The organism is Acinetobacter septicus, assembly GCF_019355975.1.
GTDB lineage: Bacteria > Pseudomonadota > Gammaproteobacteria > Pseudomonadales > Moraxellaceae > Acinetobacter > Acinetobacter ursingii.
In genome coordinates this window covers 2097409-2114118 of sequence record NZ_CP079898.1, presented here as the reverse complement: position 1 = coordinate 2114118, position 16710 = coordinate 2097409, and the positions used below count along the sequence as shown (strand labels likewise).

Annotated in this window: 16 protein-coding genes; 9 read left to right on the top strand and 7 right to left on the bottom strand. The window is 41.7% G+C overall.

Translation table 11 applies throughout. The features are described 5' to 3' along the window. Nucleotides 1-51: 51 nt before the first annotated feature. From I6L31_RS10110 to I6L31_RS10100, 3 genes are all read right to left on the bottom strand, one after another. Nucleotides 52-270, bottom strand: a complete 219-nt coding sequence (locus tag I6L31_RS10110) for a helix-turn-helix transcriptional regulator (RefSeq protein ID WP_004985834.1) — start codon at nt 268-270, stop codon at nt 52-54. Then, nucleotides 267-644, bottom strand: a complete 378-nt coding sequence (locus tag I6L31_RS10105; protein ID WP_004985833.1) for a hypothetical protein — start codon at nt 642-644, stop codon at nt 267-269. The genes I6L31_RS10110 and I6L31_RS10105 overlap by 4 nt, the downstream gene beginning before the upstream one ends. 217 nt (nt 645-861) lie before the next feature. Next, nucleotides 862-1635 (bottom strand): putative porin, encoded by a 774-nt coding sequence (locus I6L31_RS10100; RefSeq protein ID WP_005005618.1) that lies wholly within the window; start codon nt 1633-1635, stop codon nt 862-864. A gap of 456 nt (nt 1636-2091) precedes the next feature. Between I6L31_RS10100 and prfB the strand changes: the two genes are divergently transcribed. The 5 genes from prfB (at nt 2092) to I6L31_RS10075 (ending at nt 6823) form a co-directional block, all read left to right on the top strand. Then, nucleotides 2092-3187 (top strand): peptide chain release factor 2 gene (gene prfB, locus I6L31_RS10095; protein WP_119686381.1). Its coding sequence is split into 2 segments (ribosomal slippage): nt 2092-2163 and nt 2165-3187, totalling 1095 coding nucleotides; the frame shifts between segments, so codons are not numbered across the junction. Nucleotides 3188-3325: 138 nt separating this feature from the next. Further along, nucleotides 3326-3625: an ArsR/SmtB family transcription factor gene (locus tag I6L31_RS10090; RefSeq protein WP_004985826.1), complete on the top strand. Its 300-nt coding sequence runs from the start codon at nt 3326-3328 to the stop codon at nt 3623-3625. A 30-nt stretch (nt 3626-3655) separates the two neighbouring features. Continuing rightward, on the top strand, nt 3656-4726 hold the full coding sequence (locus I6L31_RS10085; RefSeq protein WP_005005621.1) for an alkene reductase: 1071 nt from the start codon (nt 3656-3658) through the stop codon (nt 4724-4726). A gap of 91 nt (nt 4727-4817) precedes the next feature. Next, nucleotides 4818-6119, top strand: coding sequence for a 3-deoxy-D-manno-octulosonic acid transferase (locus I6L31_RS10080; RefSeq protein ID WP_005005624.1), 1302 nt, complete (start codon nt 4818-4820; stop codon nt 6117-6119). After that, nucleotides 6116-6823, top strand: coding sequence for a 16S rRNA (uracil(1498)-N(3))-methyltransferase (locus I6L31_RS10075; protein WP_005005626.1), 708 nt, complete (start codon nt 6116-6118; stop codon nt 6821-6823). The genes I6L31_RS10080 and I6L31_RS10075 overlap by 4 nt, the downstream gene beginning before the upstream one ends. On the opposite strand, the gene I6L31_RS10070 is transcribed toward I6L31_RS10075, so the two are convergent. Both I6L31_RS10070 and I6L31_RS10065 read right to left on the bottom strand, forming a co-directional pair. After that, a complete protein-coding gene (locus I6L31_RS10070; RefSeq protein ID WP_005005638.1) occupies nt 6800-7792 on the bottom strand; it encodes a mechanosensitive ion channel family protein in 993 nt (330 codons plus the stop codon). The genes I6L31_RS10075 and I6L31_RS10070 overlap by 24 nt on opposite strands. Nucleotides 7793-7877: 85 nt before the next feature. After that, nucleotides 7878-8462, bottom strand: coding sequence for a DUF805 domain-containing protein (locus I6L31_RS10065; RefSeq protein WP_005005641.1), 585 nt, complete (start codon nt 8460-8462; stop codon nt 7878-7880). A 301-nt stretch (nt 8463-8763) separates the two neighbouring features. On the opposite strand from I6L31_RS10065, the gene acs reads away from it, so the two are divergent. Then, nucleotides 8764-10707, top strand: a complete 1944-nt coding sequence (gene acs, locus I6L31_RS10060) for an acetate--CoA ligase (protein WP_005005643.1) — start codon at nt 8764-8766, stop codon at nt 10705-10707. Nucleotides 10708-10845: 138 nt separating this feature from the next. Next, nucleotides 10846-12024 carry an acyl-CoA dehydrogenase family protein gene (locus tag I6L31_RS10055; RefSeq protein WP_005005645.1) on the top strand — a complete coding sequence of 393 codons (1179 nt, stop codon included), beginning with the start codon at nt 10846-10848 and terminating at the stop codon, nt 12022-12024. Nucleotides 12025-12157: 133 nt separating this feature from the next. Here I6L31_RS10055 and sfnG read toward each other — a convergent pair whose 3' ends face one another. Together sfnG and msuE are read right to left on the bottom strand one after the other, a co-directional pair. Further along, nucleotides 12158-13267, bottom strand: coding sequence for a dimethylsulfone monooxygenase SfnG (sfnG, locus tag I6L31_RS10050; RefSeq protein ID WP_005005648.1), 1110 nt, complete (start codon nt 13265-13267; stop codon nt 12158-12160). A 30-nt stretch (nt 13268-13297) separates the two neighbouring features. Then, on the bottom strand, nt 13298-14041 hold the full coding sequence (gene msuE, locus I6L31_RS10045; protein ID WP_004985804.1) for an FMN reductase: 744 nt from the start codon (nt 14039-14041) through the stop codon (nt 13298-13300). 370 nt (nt 14042-14411) lie between these two features. On the opposite strand from msuE, the gene I6L31_RS10040 reads away from it, so the two are divergent. Together I6L31_RS10040 and I6L31_RS10035 are read left to right on the top strand one after the other, a co-directional pair. Next, nucleotides 14412-15062, top strand: a complete 651-nt coding sequence (locus tag I6L31_RS10040; protein ID WP_004985802.1) for a response regulator — start codon at nt 14412-14414, stop codon at nt 15060-15062. 280 nt (nt 15063-15342) lie between these two features. Next, nucleotides 15343-16659, top strand: a complete 1317-nt coding sequence (locus I6L31_RS10035; RefSeq protein ID WP_005005649.1) for an ammonium transporter — start codon at nt 15343-15345, stop codon at nt 16657-16659. Nucleotides 16660-16710: the final 51 nt, after the last annotated feature.

Sequence of the window (16710 nt, the reverse complement as noted above, 5' to 3'; positions counted from 1 at the left end):
ACGAACTTGCTTTTATTTTGCCCTTTTTATGTGAAATGAAAGCGTTCTTATTTATTCAATAGCGTGATCTGAGCTGTTTTCATCTTGAGGAAATATTTCCTCAATTGTTAATTTAAACTGTCTTGATAATTTGAATGCCAGAGACAGACTCGGGTCATAACGGCCTTTTTCAATGGCATTAATCGTTTGGCGAGACACACCCAGCAAAACAGCCAAATCATTTTGCGATAATCCTTGATTTTTGCGTAGTGTAGGAAGCTTATTTCTCATCGATTGTAATACCAAGAACCTATAATTGTACTCATTGACCAAAAGGTTCCCATCATAGGCCAGACAATAAACATGGTCAGTTTGGGAAATCCAATATTTTCCAAAAAGCCGTAGCTAAAAGTAAGGAATGCGGTGCCGAGGAAACTAATGGCGAGTGCTTGTAATTGAATTTTACGCTGTAATTCATCAAAACGAATAAATTGACGAATAATAACCCAGATCACCAGTATAACGGGAAGCACGGGAAGTAAAGAAACCAAGACTTTTAACGATTGATTTTCAATATGAGTAAGTGCTTTTAATGAAATAATTAAGATCACCACATAAAATGTAATGGCTAAAACTAATTCCAGAACAGCACGAGATTTATTCATTGGATACCTATGTAAAGTTTGCTTTACATTAAGAGTATTCGTAATTTATAAAAATGTAAAGTTTTATTTACATTTTGGAGGTGTAAACGTTTACTAAAATAAAAATTAAATAAAAGATGGGGGACAATGCTGACTGAAATAAATAAGTTATATTCATTAAATTTTAAAATAAAAAAATCGCTCAATTTGAGCGATTTTTTTTAAGGATTGTTTTGAATTAGAAACGGTAAGCAGCACGAACACCATAAGTGTTGTAGTTGTCACCAAATCCGATACGACCTTCAACGCTGACTTGTTGATTGAGGAATTTCTTCGCGTTAATACCCCACTCATCACGATCTGTTAAGTCGTTATTGTAGTAATCTGCACCTACGCTAAGTGTTTTATCGATATAGTAATCACCACGAACACGATATTCATCTAGATCACCAAATGCACCGTATGCTTCAAGGTTTACATCATGTTGACCGACTTGAGTCACATATTTGGCACGAATAGTTGGGTCAGCACCATCATCGCCATCTTTCTGGTCATAACCTGTTACACCCAAAGCAAGTAACAAACCTGGTGTTGGTAAGTAACCGATTTCAGCGCCGTAAAGAGTTGTTTTACTATCAATTGGGCTGTTATCGACTTCAAATTCTTCACGACCAATACGACCACTCACATAGAAGTCACTATTTGGAACATAGTATTCAGCGCCAATACCGTAGTTAGTATCTTTTACGCCATCGTTGTCTGCATATTTAACGTTGGCACTCACGTTACTAGCACGGTCAAGAAACGCGGCTTCTGCAAGTGGTGAATTACGGGTTTGTACAGGGTTAAAATAGTAAGTTCCATCTAAACCAAACTGATGAGTTGCATCATAGTCATCCCAGTCATTATAGGTATAAGAACCGCCGACTTCAGCCTGATAGGCATGTGCAGTACCAATGCCTACAAAGGCCAATGTGGATAATAAAGCAGATGCAATTGCTAATTTTTTCATGGAAATCTCCCCTCCAAAGTTTTTAAAAAAGTAAATCTTTTGTTACAACTTAGAGTGTATTGGAAAATTATGGTGCGTCAATCTTGGCTTAGTAACTGTAGTGTAATAATGTAATTGCAATGTAAATTTTTAAATATAAGTTATTGTAATTAAATAAAATAATTGAATGTTTTGTTTTATTAAAAGATACGTAGTTTTGTGAGTATTGTAATATTTTGCTCAATAAAGAGGCATTTTTGTGAGTCAAGATTTTCAGATGCACATCATGATGGAGAGTAAAATGCTTTAATAAATAGCAATAATGAAGCCGAATACAGAAAGCTATTCAGCTTATTTTAAGTTTTTTCAGTGTGCGGTCTGAGGTTTTCATCGCAGTGATCATGTTTCATATCATGTCTTAAAAAACACTTTATGCTAAAATAATGCGCTATTTATTTTTGATGTGAGCATAATCGCGTGGAAATTAATCCTTATCTAAACCAATTAAAAGATTTAACTGATCGTAGTCAAACACTACGGGGGTATCTTTGACTACGATCTGAAAAAAGAACGTTTAGAAGAAGTCCTGCGTGAATTAGAAGATCCTGCGATCTGGAATGACCAGAGTCGCGCTCAAGCGATGGCCAAAGAAAAAGGCGAGCTTGAAAATATAATTAATGTGCTGGATGGTTTGGCTGAACAACTTGAAGATGCCAAAGCCATGCTGGATTTGGCGGTTGAAGCTGATGATGAAAGCTTACTGGTGGATGTGGACGCTGAACTTGCCACCGCTGAAGAAGAACTGGCCAAGCTAGAATTCCGTCGGATGTTTAGCAACCCCATGGATCCAAATCCATGTTATGTCGAGATTCAGGCGGGGTCTGGCGGTACAGAAGCGCAAGACTGGGCATCGATGCTGTTACGGATGTATATGCGCTGGATTGAACGTCATGGCTTTAAAGCTGAATTGATGGAAGAGTCAGATGGCGATGTGGCAGGCATTAAATCTGCGACTATCCGTGTAGAGGGTGAGTATGCCTATGGTTGGTTACGCACCGAATCGGGTGTACATCGCTTAGTACGTAAATCACCCTTTGATAGTGGTAATCGTCGTCATACTTCATTTAGCGCGGTGTTTGTATCACCTGAAATTGATGACAATATCGAAATTGAAATCAATCCATCCGATGTGCGTACCGATACTTACCGCGCTTCAGGTGCGGGTGGTCAGCACATTAACAAAACCGATTCTGCGGTGCGTTTAACCCATGCGCCAACAGGGATTGTGGTGGCATGTCAAAATCAGCGCTCGCAACATGCGAACCGTGATCATGCATGGAAACAGTTACGTGCCAAATTGTATGAGCTGGAAATGAGTAAGCGTAATGAAGCTGCTCAGGCACTGGAAGACTCCAAATCTGACATCGGTTGGGGCAGTCAAATCCGCTCTTATGTGCTGGATGATTCACGTATTAAAGACTTAAGAACTGGGGTTGAGAACTCCAATACTGGCGCTGTACTGGATGGTGATCTGGACAAATTTATTGAAGCCAGTTTAAAACAAGGTCTCTAAGTTACAAGTCAATTGGCAAAGCAAATTTACATGCGATGACAATATATCTATAAAAATAGATATTAATATCTAAATTATTCGATATAATGAGATCAGGTGTTGAACAATGCTTTGTCATTTAACCCATGAGCAAGGTTTATGGATGTAGATGCGATTTTTAAAGCCTTAGCCAATCCGACTCGCCGGCAAATTTTGCAATGGTTAAAGCAGCCAGCTCATTATTTGTCGGTAGAAGAGTGTGGCAATTTTGAACGTGGTGTTTGTGCGGGTCACATTGAACGTTTAGGCAATGTCTCCCAATCTACCATGTCCAATCATTTGTCTGTATTGCAACAGGCAGGATTGATTAAGGTCGAAAAATATGGTCAATGGTCTTATTTTTCGCGTAATGAAGCATTGATTCAGCAATATCTCGATCATTTAAAACAAGCACTGTAACTCAAGCAAACAGTGTGAGCCGAGGCGATTATGGCTGAATTGAACTCTCCCTTGAAAATTGGCGATTTTGAAATTAAAAATCGTCTGGTCATGGCTCCTTTAACCCGCGCACGAAGTGGTGAAACTCGTGTTCCTAATCAATTGATGCAGGAATACTATGCCCAGCGCGCCAATGCAGGTCTGATCTTGACTGAGGCGACATTGATTGCCCCTAAAGCAGTCGGTTATGCAGAAACACCAGGACTGTGGTCAGAGCAACAGGCACAAGCATGGCAGCCAATTATAGAGGCAGTCCATGCACAAGGCTCAAAAATGGTGGTTCAGCTTTGGCATGTGGGACGTATTTCTCATCCAGATCTTTTGGATGGCGATACACCCGTTGCACCAAGTGCCATTCAACCAGCTGGACACGTCAGTTTATTACGACCAAAACGTCCATATGTAACCCCACGTGCATTATCGATTGAAGAGATTCAGGAGATTGTCGCGCAATATAAACATGCCGCGGAGTTAGCCAAAGTTGCTGGTTTTGATGGAGTGGAGTTGCATGCGGCAAATGGTTATTTGATTGACCAATTCTTGCAAAGTACCACTAATCAACGTGAAGATGAGTATGGCGGTAGCCTTGAAAATCGAGCGCGCTTATTGTTACAAGTAGTCGATGCATTTATTGAGGTTTGGGGTGCAGGACGTGTTGGCGTGCATATTGCACCGCGAGCAGATTCGCATGACATGGGGGATGCCAATCCACTGGAAACCTTTGGCTATGTGATGCAACAACTGAGTCAGCGCCAGATTGCCTTTGTTTTCTCAAGAGAATATCAAGCTGAAGACAGTATTAGCCCACAATTGCGTCAGCAATTTACAGGGGCGTGGATCGCCAATGAAAACCTAACGCCTGAATCAGCCAAACAGCTTTTGGCATCAGGTGAAGCAGATGCGGTTTCTTTTGGTAAAGCCTATATTGCCAATCCTGACTTATTGGAACGTCTGGAGAAGAATCTGCCATTCAATGAGTTAAATCCAGAAACCATTTATGCTAAAGGTGCATTGGGATATACCGATTATCCGGCTTTAGCTGAGCATACCCTCGAAGCTTAAACAGTCCATTTTCTTTAGAGCGGCACACTTTAACAAAAGTGTGCCGCTCTGTTATATTCAAGCCCTGTAAAATCAATTGAGATCAAACTATTTGGCGACTCCATTTTGGTATAACTTTTTATTGGCGTGTATCAAGCCTTTTTATCGCTGGAAGATCAAACAGCGCGCTGAAACAGATGCACTCTATCAACAGGAATGTCTGGAGCGTTTTGGGCCATTTCAGCCTGTTAAAAATCGTCATGCCTTATGGTTTCATGCAGTTTCAGTGGGTGAAACCAATGCCGCGCACCCATTGATTGAACATTATTTAAAATTGGGTTATCCCGTTCTGGTGACCAATACCACCAAAACAGGTCAGACGCGCGCCAAATCTTTATTTTTAAAAGAACCGTATCTGGATCTATTTCAGGCGGTATATTTGCCTGTGGATCAAATTGATCTGCTGCAACAGTTTTTTGCAAAATACCAGCCACGTTTTTTGGCCTTAGTCGAAACAGAATTATGGCCAAATTTAATCGATCAAGCCAGACAACATCAGATTGCAGTGATGGTACTCAATGCTCGGCTTTCTGAAAAATCGGCTAAAGGCTATGCACGAGTAGCGGGTTTAACCCGAGCGATGCTGAGTAAAATAGATATTTTATTGGCACAGGATCAACCCACCCAACAGCGCTATATTGAATTGGGTTTAGCCGCACAAAAAGCACTAATAGTAGGTAATATCAAATTCGATATTTCAGCCCCCCCCCATTTTCTTGAGCAAGCCGAGCAAATACAACAGCAATGGAGATTGAAAGAACGTCAAATCATTACACTTGCCAGTACCCATGCGCCAGAAGAACAATTATTACTTGAGGCACTGCGAGAGGATTTACAAAATAATCCTGCCTTATTATGTATCGTGGTACCGCGTCATCCTGAGCGTTTTGATGAAGTCTTTCAATTATGCCAGAAACTCAATCTAAACACTCAACGACGTAGTTTGGGTCAGAACGTTCAACCCGACACTCAAGTTTATCTAGCTGATAGTATGGGTGAATTATGGTCATGGTATGCCTTAAGTCAGGTCTGTTTTGTCGGTGGTTCGCTCAATCAACCGGGGGGCGGACATAATATTTTGGAACCGATGGCGCTTTATGTGCCGACCGTGATTGGCCCGCATTATTTTAATTTTCAAAATATCGTGGATGAATGTGTTGCTGAACAGGCGATTGACATTGCACCCGATGCACAGGCGGCAGTGGCAGCGTTTCGACATTATTTATATGATCAAGAGGCTGCAAAACATATGGCAGCTCAGGCACAACGAGTGTTAGCGCGGAATCAGGGGTCATTACTACACCATATCGCTGTAATCGACCACTATCTGGATCAACAGGTGAAGGATGCATGAATATTGTGTTATTGGAACCCGAGGATGTTAAAGAGACATTGTGGGTCATTCACCAGTCCAGACAATATCAGCATATTATTCAGCATTTAAAATTGAATGTCGGTGATCGGCTCAAAGTTGGGATTCGCAATGAGACACGCTATCTCGTTGAAATAAAAAAAATTGATTTCGATAAAATCTGGATTGAACCGATTCAACAAGAAAAAGTGCCTGCCAAATTGCCCGTGACTTTAATTGTGGCATTGCCCAGACCCAAAGTGTTACGTCGTATTGTGATGGACAGCGTGACATTGGGTGTGGACAAGTTGATACTTATCCACAGTTATCGTGTGGATAAAAGTTATTGGCAAACGCCTTTTTTAAAACAATTGGATCATTATGTGACTTTAGGCTTGGAGCAGGCAGGAGATGTGGTTGTTCCCGAAATTGAGTTATACCCACGTTTTAAGCCATTTGTTGAAGATATTTTGCCGCAAATGATCGATAAAGATCGACCTGCTTATTTGGCACATCCTTATGCAGAAACTGCCATGCCCTATGCAATTGATCATCCTTGCAGCATCATTATTGGGCCAGAAGGTGGATTTATTCCTTATGAGGTAGATTTACTGACCAAAAACGGCTGCCAAGCGTATCACTTAGGCAACCGTATTTTAAGAACAGAAACCGCTATTTCCTATTTATTGGGAAGATTGTCTGTTTGATTCTGCAGTTGTTGCTGTATTGAGTAATTCTGGTGCACTTTGATGGACTTTAAGTTCCTGAATCGGGTAAGGAATGTTGATGGCATTTGCACTAAATGCCTGTTTGACTTCAGCCTGAATCTCACTAATCGAAGCTGAAATCCCTGTTTCTGTCGTGTCTACCCACCATTGAACGGTAAGATTAACTGAAAAATCGGCCAATGCGGTGACATTGACACTAAATGCAGGCTGACTCAGGACATTGCGGTTATTATTCAGAATATCCAGAATAATCGATTTTGCTTTTTGTTCATCATCCTCATAGCCAATACCCACCACAAATTGGCAGCGTCGACGTTGATAAGCAGTATTCACCGTAATAGCGCTAGTATAAACCGTTGCATTTGGAATGACTAAACGGCGGCCATCAGGCGAACGTAAAAAAGTCGCACGGATTTGAATATCTTCGACGGTTCCTTCCATACCGTTGACAATAATATCGTCACCAATACGAAATGGTTCACCCAATAAAATCAGGACGCCTGATAATAAGTTCTGAAAAATATCCTTAAAGGCAAAACCAATCGCCACCGAACCAATCCCTAGCGCACTGACCAGTTGACTTGGGGTAAAACCTGGAATGGCAATCACCAGTGCAATGAGGAAACCCACAAACATGATCAAAACACTACCGACACGATTCAGTACCAAGACCAGATTCTGGCGGGTATAACTGCGATTGCTGAGGGTTTTGGCGATAAAAAATTTAAAGACTTTGGTTAAAAGCCAAAAAATCAAAAAAACGGCCAAAGCAATGCATAAGTAAGGCACACGTTCCCAGAAGCTATCCACGATTTTATCAATCGCGGTATAGGCATCGTGGTATTTTTCAGTATGTTGAATGACCGATTTTGTGGTTTTCTCACCCGCTTGTTGAATCAGTTGAGCGGTATCGGTTGCGACATCGCTCAGTTTATTATCTTCTGCCACATTGATTTCCAAAATACCAGCTTTAAAAAACAAGGCGATAGTGTAGTACGATCACCTATATCCCTCAACTAGGTTGCAATAGAGATTAGAAATAGCTTGTACCTTTTTGTACGATCTCTGTTGGGGTTTGCAGTTCGCCTGTACTAGACATGAATGAAATCAGGCTGGCAACAGAAAATAGACTTAAAATCATGACAATGATCATGAGCCACGCCAGAATTTTTTCCCATACGGCTGACGGACGCGGTGCACCATAATCATTCAAGCCTTTGCTTCCTGGAACAAAAAGCACATAAAGCATAAATAGAAATTGTACGAGCGGAATTAAAATCAATAAGCACAGCCAACCACTACGATTGGCATCATGTAAACGACGAACTAAAAAAACGATATGAAAATAGGCAACAATTGCCCATAACACCAAGATGCCGATGCCCATCGCGCCACTAAATAAATCCATGACTCGATCATTAATGGAAAAGGTGGTTAGACTAAACGCGCCCACAAAAACGCCCAATGCTAAATAGGCAACTACGGTCACAATATTTAAAAAACCATACCAACCCAGATAACTTAGACGATTAAAACGCCCATTGGGAGATAAAGGATTATCTTTTATTTCAATACTATTTCTGGCAAAGAAAGGGGAATTTGAAGATGGCTGTGTCATATGGTCCTCATTTTTTTGAATGGTTATATTCGGATGAAATGTTACAGTTCTTAAGCTTTAGTGAAGCTACAGTTTGAAATCTTCATTAAAAAAAGTATAGCTAAGTACACAAAAAATCAATAATTTTATTCGAAAAGATAATGTCTGAACTAAAAAATTAGGCTATGTTGAACTAAGACCAAAGCATTATTGTTTGCACTTTTATGCTGTGTTCATACTGCTTAAGGCGGAATAAAAATCAATAAGTAAATGACTGACAAAATCTCGTGATGAGATATCAAACATCAAGGAAGGGAACAGCATGAATGACATCTATCCAGTACCCGAAGAATTTAAAAAAACAGCGCGGACGCTTGAAGCAGATTATTTTGAGCGTTATCAGCAATCGATCGAGCAACCTGAAGAGTTCTGGGCAGCCGAAGCGAAACGACTGGATTGGATCAAACCCTTTACACAGGTCAAAAATACCAGTTATGACACCGACAATTTTAAGATCGAATGGTTCGCTGATGGTGAGTTAAACGTCAGTGCAAACTGTCTGGATCGACATCTCAAAGAACATCCACATAAACCTGCGATTATTTGGGAAGGTGATCACCCTTCACGGCATAAAATTATTTCGTTTAAAGAGTTATACGAAGAAGTTTGTCGTTTTGCTAATGTCTTAAAAAAATATGGTATTTCCAAAGGCGACCGTGTGGTGTTGTATATGCCAATGGTGTCCGAGGCCGCGATTGCCATGCTGGCCTGCGCGCGTATTGGTGCGGTGCATTGTGTGGTCTTTGGTGGATTCTCTCCAGATTCATTGGCGAGTCGAATTGAAGACAGTCAAGCCAAACTGGTCATTACTGCTGATGCGGGTATGCGTGGTGGGAAACAACTTCCTCTAAAAGAAAGTGTCGATGAAGCACTAAAACTCGATGGAACCCATAGCGTAGAGCATGTGATTGTGGTGCATCGCACAGGTAATCCAATCCACTTTCAACAAGGGCGTGATCTTTGGTATCACGAAGTGATCACAGAAGTTGATGAGATTTGCCCGCCTGAACCGATGAATGCCGAAGATCCTTTATTTATTCTTTATACTTCTGGCTCAACAGGAAAACCCAAAGGCGTGTTGCATACCACAGGCGGCTATCTGGTCTATGTGAATTCGACCTTTAGAGAAGTTTTTGATTTAAAACAGGACGATATTTACTGGTGTACAGCCGATGTGGGTTGGATCACAGGGCACAGTTATCTGCTTTATGGACCTTTGTCTAACGGAACGACGACCTTAATGTTTGAAGGCGTTCCGCAATATCCAACATGGGCGCGCATCGGGCATATTGTCGATAAACATAACGTCACCATCTTATATACTGCACCAACGGCAATTCGTTCCATGATGCGTGAAGGCGATGCCTATGTCCGCGAAAGTGACCGTAGCAGTTTGCGACTTTTAGGGACAGTCGGTGAACCAATCAATCCTGAGGCTTGGTCATGGTATTACAATGTTGTGGGTGAAGCTCGTTGCCCTGTGGTCGACACATGGTGGCAAACCGAAACGGGGGGAATTTTGATTTCTCCGCTTCCGGGGGCTACTGCTTTAAAGCCTGGTTCTGCAACTCGACCTTATTTTGGGGTGCAGCCTGCGCTAGTGGATGGAGAAGGCAATGAACTTGAGGGCGAAGCTGAAGGCAATTTGATCATTAAGGACTCATGGCCGGGGCAAATGCGAACGATTTGGGGCGATCCGAATCGTTTTATTGAAGCCTATTTTTCCACATTTAAAGGCAGTTATTTTACGGGCGATGGTGCACGGCGTGATAAAGATGGATACTACTGGATTACTGGGCGTGTCGATGATGTACTCAATGTCTCAGGGCACCGCTTGGGAACCGCTGAAATTGAAAGTGCCTTAGTCGCTCATGAGCATGTTGCTGAAGCTGCCGTTGTGGGGATGCCGCATGAAATTAAAGGACAAGGTATTTGTACGTTTGTGACTTTACAGGCAGGAGTCGCTGAGTCTGAAGAATTACGGGCAGAATTAGTGCAATGGGTACGTAAACAACTTGGACCGATCGCCACCCCTGATGCTTTGCATTGGGCGCCTGCTTTGCCGAAAACCCGTTCAGGAAAAATCATGCGACGTATTTTACGTAAAATTGCGGCGAACGAACTGGACAGTCTGGGTGATACTTCAACACTGGCAGAACCCGCGGTGGTGGAGCATTTGATTGCTACCGTTTATCCAGATCGTTGATCTTAATTGCTAAAAATACCGTCGCCAAGACGGTATTTTTATTTTGATGCTGAGTATCTTCAAGATTGTGATAAAACAACTGGCTTAAGTTTGTTAGGCTATTGAACTGATTTAAAAAATAAAGCAAGGATGAAAAATATGAATGCCGTTGATTTTTCACTGCACAACGATCCGATTGAAATTGCCCAAACACTGGCATCTGAATTTGTAAAGACAGCAGCGGCGCGTGATAAACAAGGTGGTAATCCAAAAACTGAGCGCGATCAACTCCGTGCCAGTGGATTATTGAGCTTATCGATTCCTCAACAATATGGAGGAATCGGAGCAGACTGGACAACCATTTTTAACACGATTCGAATCATTGCACAGGCTGATAGTTCATTGGCACATGTTTATGGATTTCATCATTTACTGATTGCGACCGTACAATTATTTTCCCAACCTAAACAATATGCCAAATGGTTTGAACAAACGGCGCAGCAACAATTATTTTGGGGAAATGCACTTAATCCGCTAGATCAGCGTGTACAAATCGAGCAACTGAGTGAAGATGAATATCTGTTTCATGGAGATAAAAGCTTTTGTTCTGGTTCAATGGACTCTGACTTTTTGCTCTGTTCAGGTTATTTAAACGATCAATTACGCATCGGAGTGATTCCAAGCCAACGAGAGGGAATTCATTTTCTTGGTGACTGGAATAATATGGGACAACGTCAAACCGATAGTGGTACAACGCATTTTGAACAAGTGAGAATTTTTAAAGATGAATTATTGTTAAATCCTGGCCCTTTAAGTACGCCTTATGCCAGTTTAAGACCATTGATTGCTCAATTAATATTTGTGCATTTATTTTGGGGTGTGGCCGAAGGGGCATTTGAAACGGCCAGACAAGCCGTTCAGTCACAAAAAGCATGGTTTAAATCAAGTGCTGAAACCGCAATCCAAGATCCTTATATTCAAAAGCATTTTGCCGAATTTTATGTTCAGCTTGAAAGTGTTCGTTTGTTGACAGAAAAAGCAGTCAAACTGTTACAACACGCATGGCAGCAGGGAGAACAATTAACTGCACCGCAACGTGGCGAAGTATCTGTTGCGATTGCCACAGCTAAAATTGCTGCGACGCAAAGCAGTCTTTTCATTACTCAGAATATTTTTCAGGTGATGGGCGCACGTGCCACAACTGCACAGCTCAATTTGGATCGGTTTTGGCGCAATGTACGCACTCAAACCTTGCATGATCCGATCGACTACAAATATCAGGAAGTGGGCGAGTGGGTGTTGACGGGGAAAGTCCCTGAGCCGAGTTTTTATTCTTAAAAAAAGTGCATAGCACACTTCATCTAACAATCGATTTAATGAAAATAAAAGACCTCAAGCCGAGTCCTGAGGTCGAGTGATTATTATTAGGCTACAGCATATTTCTTATTGTTTTTATTCAAACTTATTTGACTCAAGCCGACTTCGCAGTCGTTTGTACCCGTTGTTGTAACTCTAATTCACGAACTAAAGGCAGAACCTTTTCACCAAAATATTCTACTTCTTCAATAAAATGTAAAAAGCCAGATAAAATCAAATCAACACCAACATTTTTGAGTGCCACGATCCGCTCGGCGATTTGCTCAGGTGTGCCAATCAGATTGGTTTTGAAGCCATCGTTATATTGCACCAGATCTTCAAAAGTGGATTTTGCCCAGTTACCTTCACCTTCAGGACTGGCTGCGCCTGCCTGACGGGTTGCGTCATCAAAGGCATTGACTGCTTCAATGTTGGCTTGATCAATAATTTCCTGTAATACGGCTTGTGCTTCTTGCTCAGTATCGCGGGCGATGATAAAGGCATTGACCCCAATTTTAACCTGATGATTATTTGTTTTGGCCTTGGCACGAATATCATCCACTTGTTTTTGAATTTCCTCAACCGTATTGCCGTTGGTGAAATACCAGTCTGAAACCCGTGACGCCATATCGCGGGCAGCACGTGAACTACCACCCTGAAAGACTTCGATGCTCGGTTTCTGAATCGGCTTTGGTTTGAGGGTATAATCTTTAAATTGGTAATATTTACCATCAAAACTAAAGTTATCCGTTGTCCAGATACCCTTGATGCTACGGATAAATTCTTCAGAACGCACATAACGTTGGTCATGTTCAGGCCATTCTTCTCCAATCGCATCAAACTCCCCCTTAAACCAACCACTCACCACATTAATGGCAATACGTCCATTAGTCAGATAATCAATGGTTGCCAGTTGTTTGGCCGCCAAAACGGGTTTCCATGGGCCAGGTAAGATCGCAGCAATCACTTTAAGCTTTTCAGTTTTGGCCAAGAGGGCATGACTAAAACTGACCGACTCATGTTGATTTTCTGCCCCATAACCTGCGGTAAAGCGGATCTGAGTCAGGGCGTAATCGAAGCCATTGGCTTCGGCTACCTGAGCCAAACGCACATTATAGTCGTAGCTCCAGTCTGTACGCTGTTCAATATTACTGACCACAAGTCCACCACTGACATTGGGAACCCAATAAGCAAATTGAATCGGCTGGGAAGAAAATTCTGACATGGTCAAACCCTCTAAAAGTGTTTCGTCGTCTTAAGCGACATTGGTTTTTAAATTTTTATTAATTTTATGATGTAGGCGTGATTCAGCCGCATCCAGACTTGGAACTGCTGCTGAGGGAAGCACTTCATCCTGTTCAATTTGTTTATTAATGCCCAGATTTTGATTGGCTTGCTCAGTTTTGGATTTGATCACTTCAGCGCGTTGACCTTTGGCAGGTGCCCATTCCAAAATAGGTAAAGCACGGGCGACTGCTAACGTAATGCGATCGCGCAATAATTCACTTTTAATGGTGTATTCAGGGGTAAAGTCGCGATCTGTCGCATAGACACCAATCGGTAAAGTTTGGGCCTGAAAGAAGCTAAACAAGGGACGTAACTGATGTTCTAATACCAATGCATGGCGATCACTACCGCCTGATGCTGCCAAAAGCACAGGAACATCCACTAATGCAGTTTGTTCAACAAAATCAAAAAAATGTTTAAATAAACCCGTAAATGAAGCGCGATAAACGGGAGTACCCACAATGAGTGCGTCCGCCGCTTCAACTTTGGCTAAATCATCCTGAACCCGTTGTGGTAATTGATTGCGATAAATTGCACCTCCTAATAAATGTCCAATTTCACTAAATTTAATAAAATGGACATTGATCGGGGTGGCTTCACCGAGTTCATTTAAAATTTCCTGAACCAGTGCTTCTGTTTTAGAAGGGGTATTTAAACCACCAGAAACCGCAACAATATTTAAAGGATTTAACGAAGCATGAGAACTAGACATGAATAAACTCAATCACATTAATAAAACTGTCTTTATTAATTCCTATTGAGCGGTCTAGGTAAAATAAGGAAATGACCAAAACTTATCTTTTTTTTAGATATATCGCTCACATGACGATAATCTTGATTTTTATAGGGATAACTATTTGAATATTATAAATATAATATAAAATCATATATTTATAATATTTCAAACTGGGATTATATCAAAAATTGCTGAACTTTTTCTTGATCGTAAAAATGGAAAAAATTGATCAAAATGAACGACTGATCCGACATTTGGACAAAAATTGGGATAATATGACATATCCTTAATAGCCAGAGTATGGTTAGAATTAATCTGACCGTGCCAAAGATTTCTCATTTCGCTTATGAATATATTAATCGTTGATGATCATCCGCTGTTTCGTCATGCTCTCATTCAAGCTGTGCGATATAGTTTTCCTCAGGCGCAGATTCATGAGACTGCTGCCGTCAATGAGTTTTATGAGCGTCTGGAAAGTGGTTCTGAACCTGATTTGGTATTGCTGGACTTAAACCTGCCAGGAGCATCTGGCTTTTCAGCGCTGGTTCATGTGCGGGCGCAGTATCCTTCCATTCCGATTATTGTGGTTTCTGCACACGAAGAAGCCTCGATTATTCAACGTGCCATCGCGCATGGGGCAATGGGTTATATTCCAAAGTCAGCTCATCCGAGCCATATTGGTGAAGCGATTCGTCAGGTCTTGGAAGGGGAAATTTGGTTGCCGCCAAACTTACCTAATAATGTGAGTTTTGACCCGCGCGCTGCTGATGAAACTGAACTGGCAGAGCGTATTCAGTCACTCACACCACAGCAGTTCCGTGTCTTGATGATGGTGGCTGAAGGGTTGTTGAACAAACAAATTGCCTATGAACTGGATGTTTCAGAAGCAACTATTAAAGCCCATGTCACCGCAATTTTCAGAAAGTTAGGCGTGCAAAATCGTACTCAGGCAGTTCTGGCCATTAATGCTTTAAATATTGAAGAAAAAAGAAAATAAAGCACGTGAATAAGTATGTATTTTCATGATTAGGATCTCTCAGGAGATCCTTTTTTATGGCTTGAAAAAAGCATGCATGATGACGCAATTCAGTGGTAATCCAATTCATGATTTTATCAAAGTGATAAATGCATCACATTTATCGTTATTAAATTAACTAATTCAATTAAAAAAAGAAATAAACAGAAATCATTGGCGCGTTTTTTGCTAAATCCAGCCTAGTCATCATTTAAATAGTAATTACAAAAAAGGCAGATACAAATGACCTTAGGGGATGCATGTGAAGAATAATCAATTGAAATATGCAGCGATTGCACTATTAAGCATGGTTTTTATGACCCAGCAGAGCTGGGCAGAAACTGCACCATATATGACCGATATGAGTACAATTAGCGCAGGAAATACAGCGTGGATGCTCACCTCAACTGTACTGGTTTTATTGATGACCATTCCAGGTATTGCTTTGTTTTATGCAGGAATGGTGCGAAAAAAGAATGTATTGGCAACCTCTTTGCAAAGTCTAACGATTGTAAGCATTTCTACTATTTTATGGGTGGTCATTGGTTATAGTCTGGCGTTTACGCCTCATTCACCATTTATTGGTGGACTGGATCGGGTCATGTTGAATGGAGTTGACTTCAATTTAGTACAACAAAAGCTTTCGGTGAGTCATATTGCGCCCAGCATTCCAGAAAGCGTCTGGATCATGTTCCAGTTGACCTTTGCCATCATTACACCTGCGTTGATTACAGGGGCGTTTGCTGAACGAATGCGTTTTTCAGCCATGATCTTGTTTATGGTGTTCTGGATTTTATTAGTCTACGTGCCAGTTGCCCATTGGGTCTGGGAACCAAGTGGATGGTTGGCTCAACTAGGTGCTCTGGATTTCGCAGGCGGCACGGTGGTGCATATTAATGCAGGTGCCGCAGGGCTAGTCTGTGCCTATATGTTAGGCAAGCGTCGTGGTTATGGTCGCGAACCTTTTATTCCAAATAATTTGATGTACACCTTTATTGGCGCTTCATTGCTTTGGGTCGGCTGGTTTGGGTTTAACGCAGGTTCGGCTGGCGCAGCCGATGGTCGTGCAGGTATGGCGATGTTAGTGACTCAAATTGCGACCGCAGCAGGGGCTTTGACATGGTGCTTGGTTGAATATTTAGCGCGTCAAAAAGTCACTTTATTAGGGGCATGTTCTGGCGCTGTCGCAGGACTGGTGGCGATTACACCAGCTTCTGGTTTTGTCGGCGTTAGCGGTGCGCTGATGATCGGTGTCTTGGCAGGTGTGTGCTGTTACTGGGGAGCCACAGGTCTAAAACGATTACTCAAAGCCGATGATTCTTTAGATGTTTTCGGGATTCATGGTGTAGGAGGCATTGTAGGAGCCATTCTCACGGGTGTATTTGCGCAAAAAACTTTATCAGGCGTAGAAGCGCATGTCGGCGTACAGGCACTTGGTGCAATCGTAACCTTTATTTACAGTGCACTGATTTCATTCATTATTTTGTTTATTCTCGATAAGATGATCGGACTTCGAGTGAATGAAGAACAAGAACAACTTGGATTGGATCTGGCTCAACATGGAGAACATATTCCTTAATCGGAGTGCGAGCCATAACAATGTCCTGCGAATGCCCGCAGGACGTTGGGG

Coding starts and splice junctions, on each gene's coding strand:
- I6L31_RS10075 (WP_005005626.1), top strand. CDS start 6,116: ATGAATATTGTGTTATTGGAACCCGAGGATGTTAAAGAGACATTGTGG.
- sfnG (WP_005005648.1), bottom strand. CDS start 13,267: ATGTCAGAATTTTCTTCCCAGCCGATTCAATTTGCTTATTGGGTTCCC.
- I6L31_RS10085 (WP_005005621.1), top strand. CDS start 3,656: ATGGCTGAATTGAACTCTCCCTTGAAAATTGGCGATTTTGAAATTAAA.
- msuE (WP_004985804.1), bottom strand. CDS start 14,041: ATGTCTAGTTCTCATGCTTCGTTAAATCCTTTAAATATTGTTGCGGTT.
- I6L31_RS10090 (WP_004985826.1), top strand. CDS start 3,326: ATGGATGTAGATGCGATTTTTAAAGCCTTAGCCAATCCGACTCGCCGG.
- I6L31_RS10100 (WP_005005618.1), bottom strand. CDS start 1,635: ATGAAAAAATTAGCAATTGCATCTGCTTTATTATCCACATTGGCCTTT.
- acs (WP_005005643.1), top strand. CDS start 8,764: ATGAATGACATCTATCCAGTACCCGAAGAATTTAAAAAAACAGCGCGG.
- I6L31_RS10040 (WP_004985802.1), top strand. CDS start 14,412: ATGAATATATTAATCGTTGATGATCATCCGCTGTTTCGTCATGCTCTC.
- I6L31_RS10110 (WP_004985834.1), bottom strand. CDS start 270: ATGAGAAATAAGCTTCCTACACTACGCAAAAATCAAGGATTATCGCAA.
- I6L31_RS10065 (WP_005005641.1), bottom strand. CDS start 8,462: ATGACACAGCCATCTTCAAATTCCCCTTTCTTTGCCAGAAATAGTATT.
- I6L31_RS10055 (WP_005005645.1), top strand. CDS start 10,846: ATGAATGCCGTTGATTTTTCACTGCACAACGATCCGATTGAAATTGCC.
- I6L31_RS10105 (WP_004985833.1), bottom strand. CDS start 644: ATGAATAAATCTCGTGCTGTTCTGGAATTAGTTTTAGCCATTACATTT.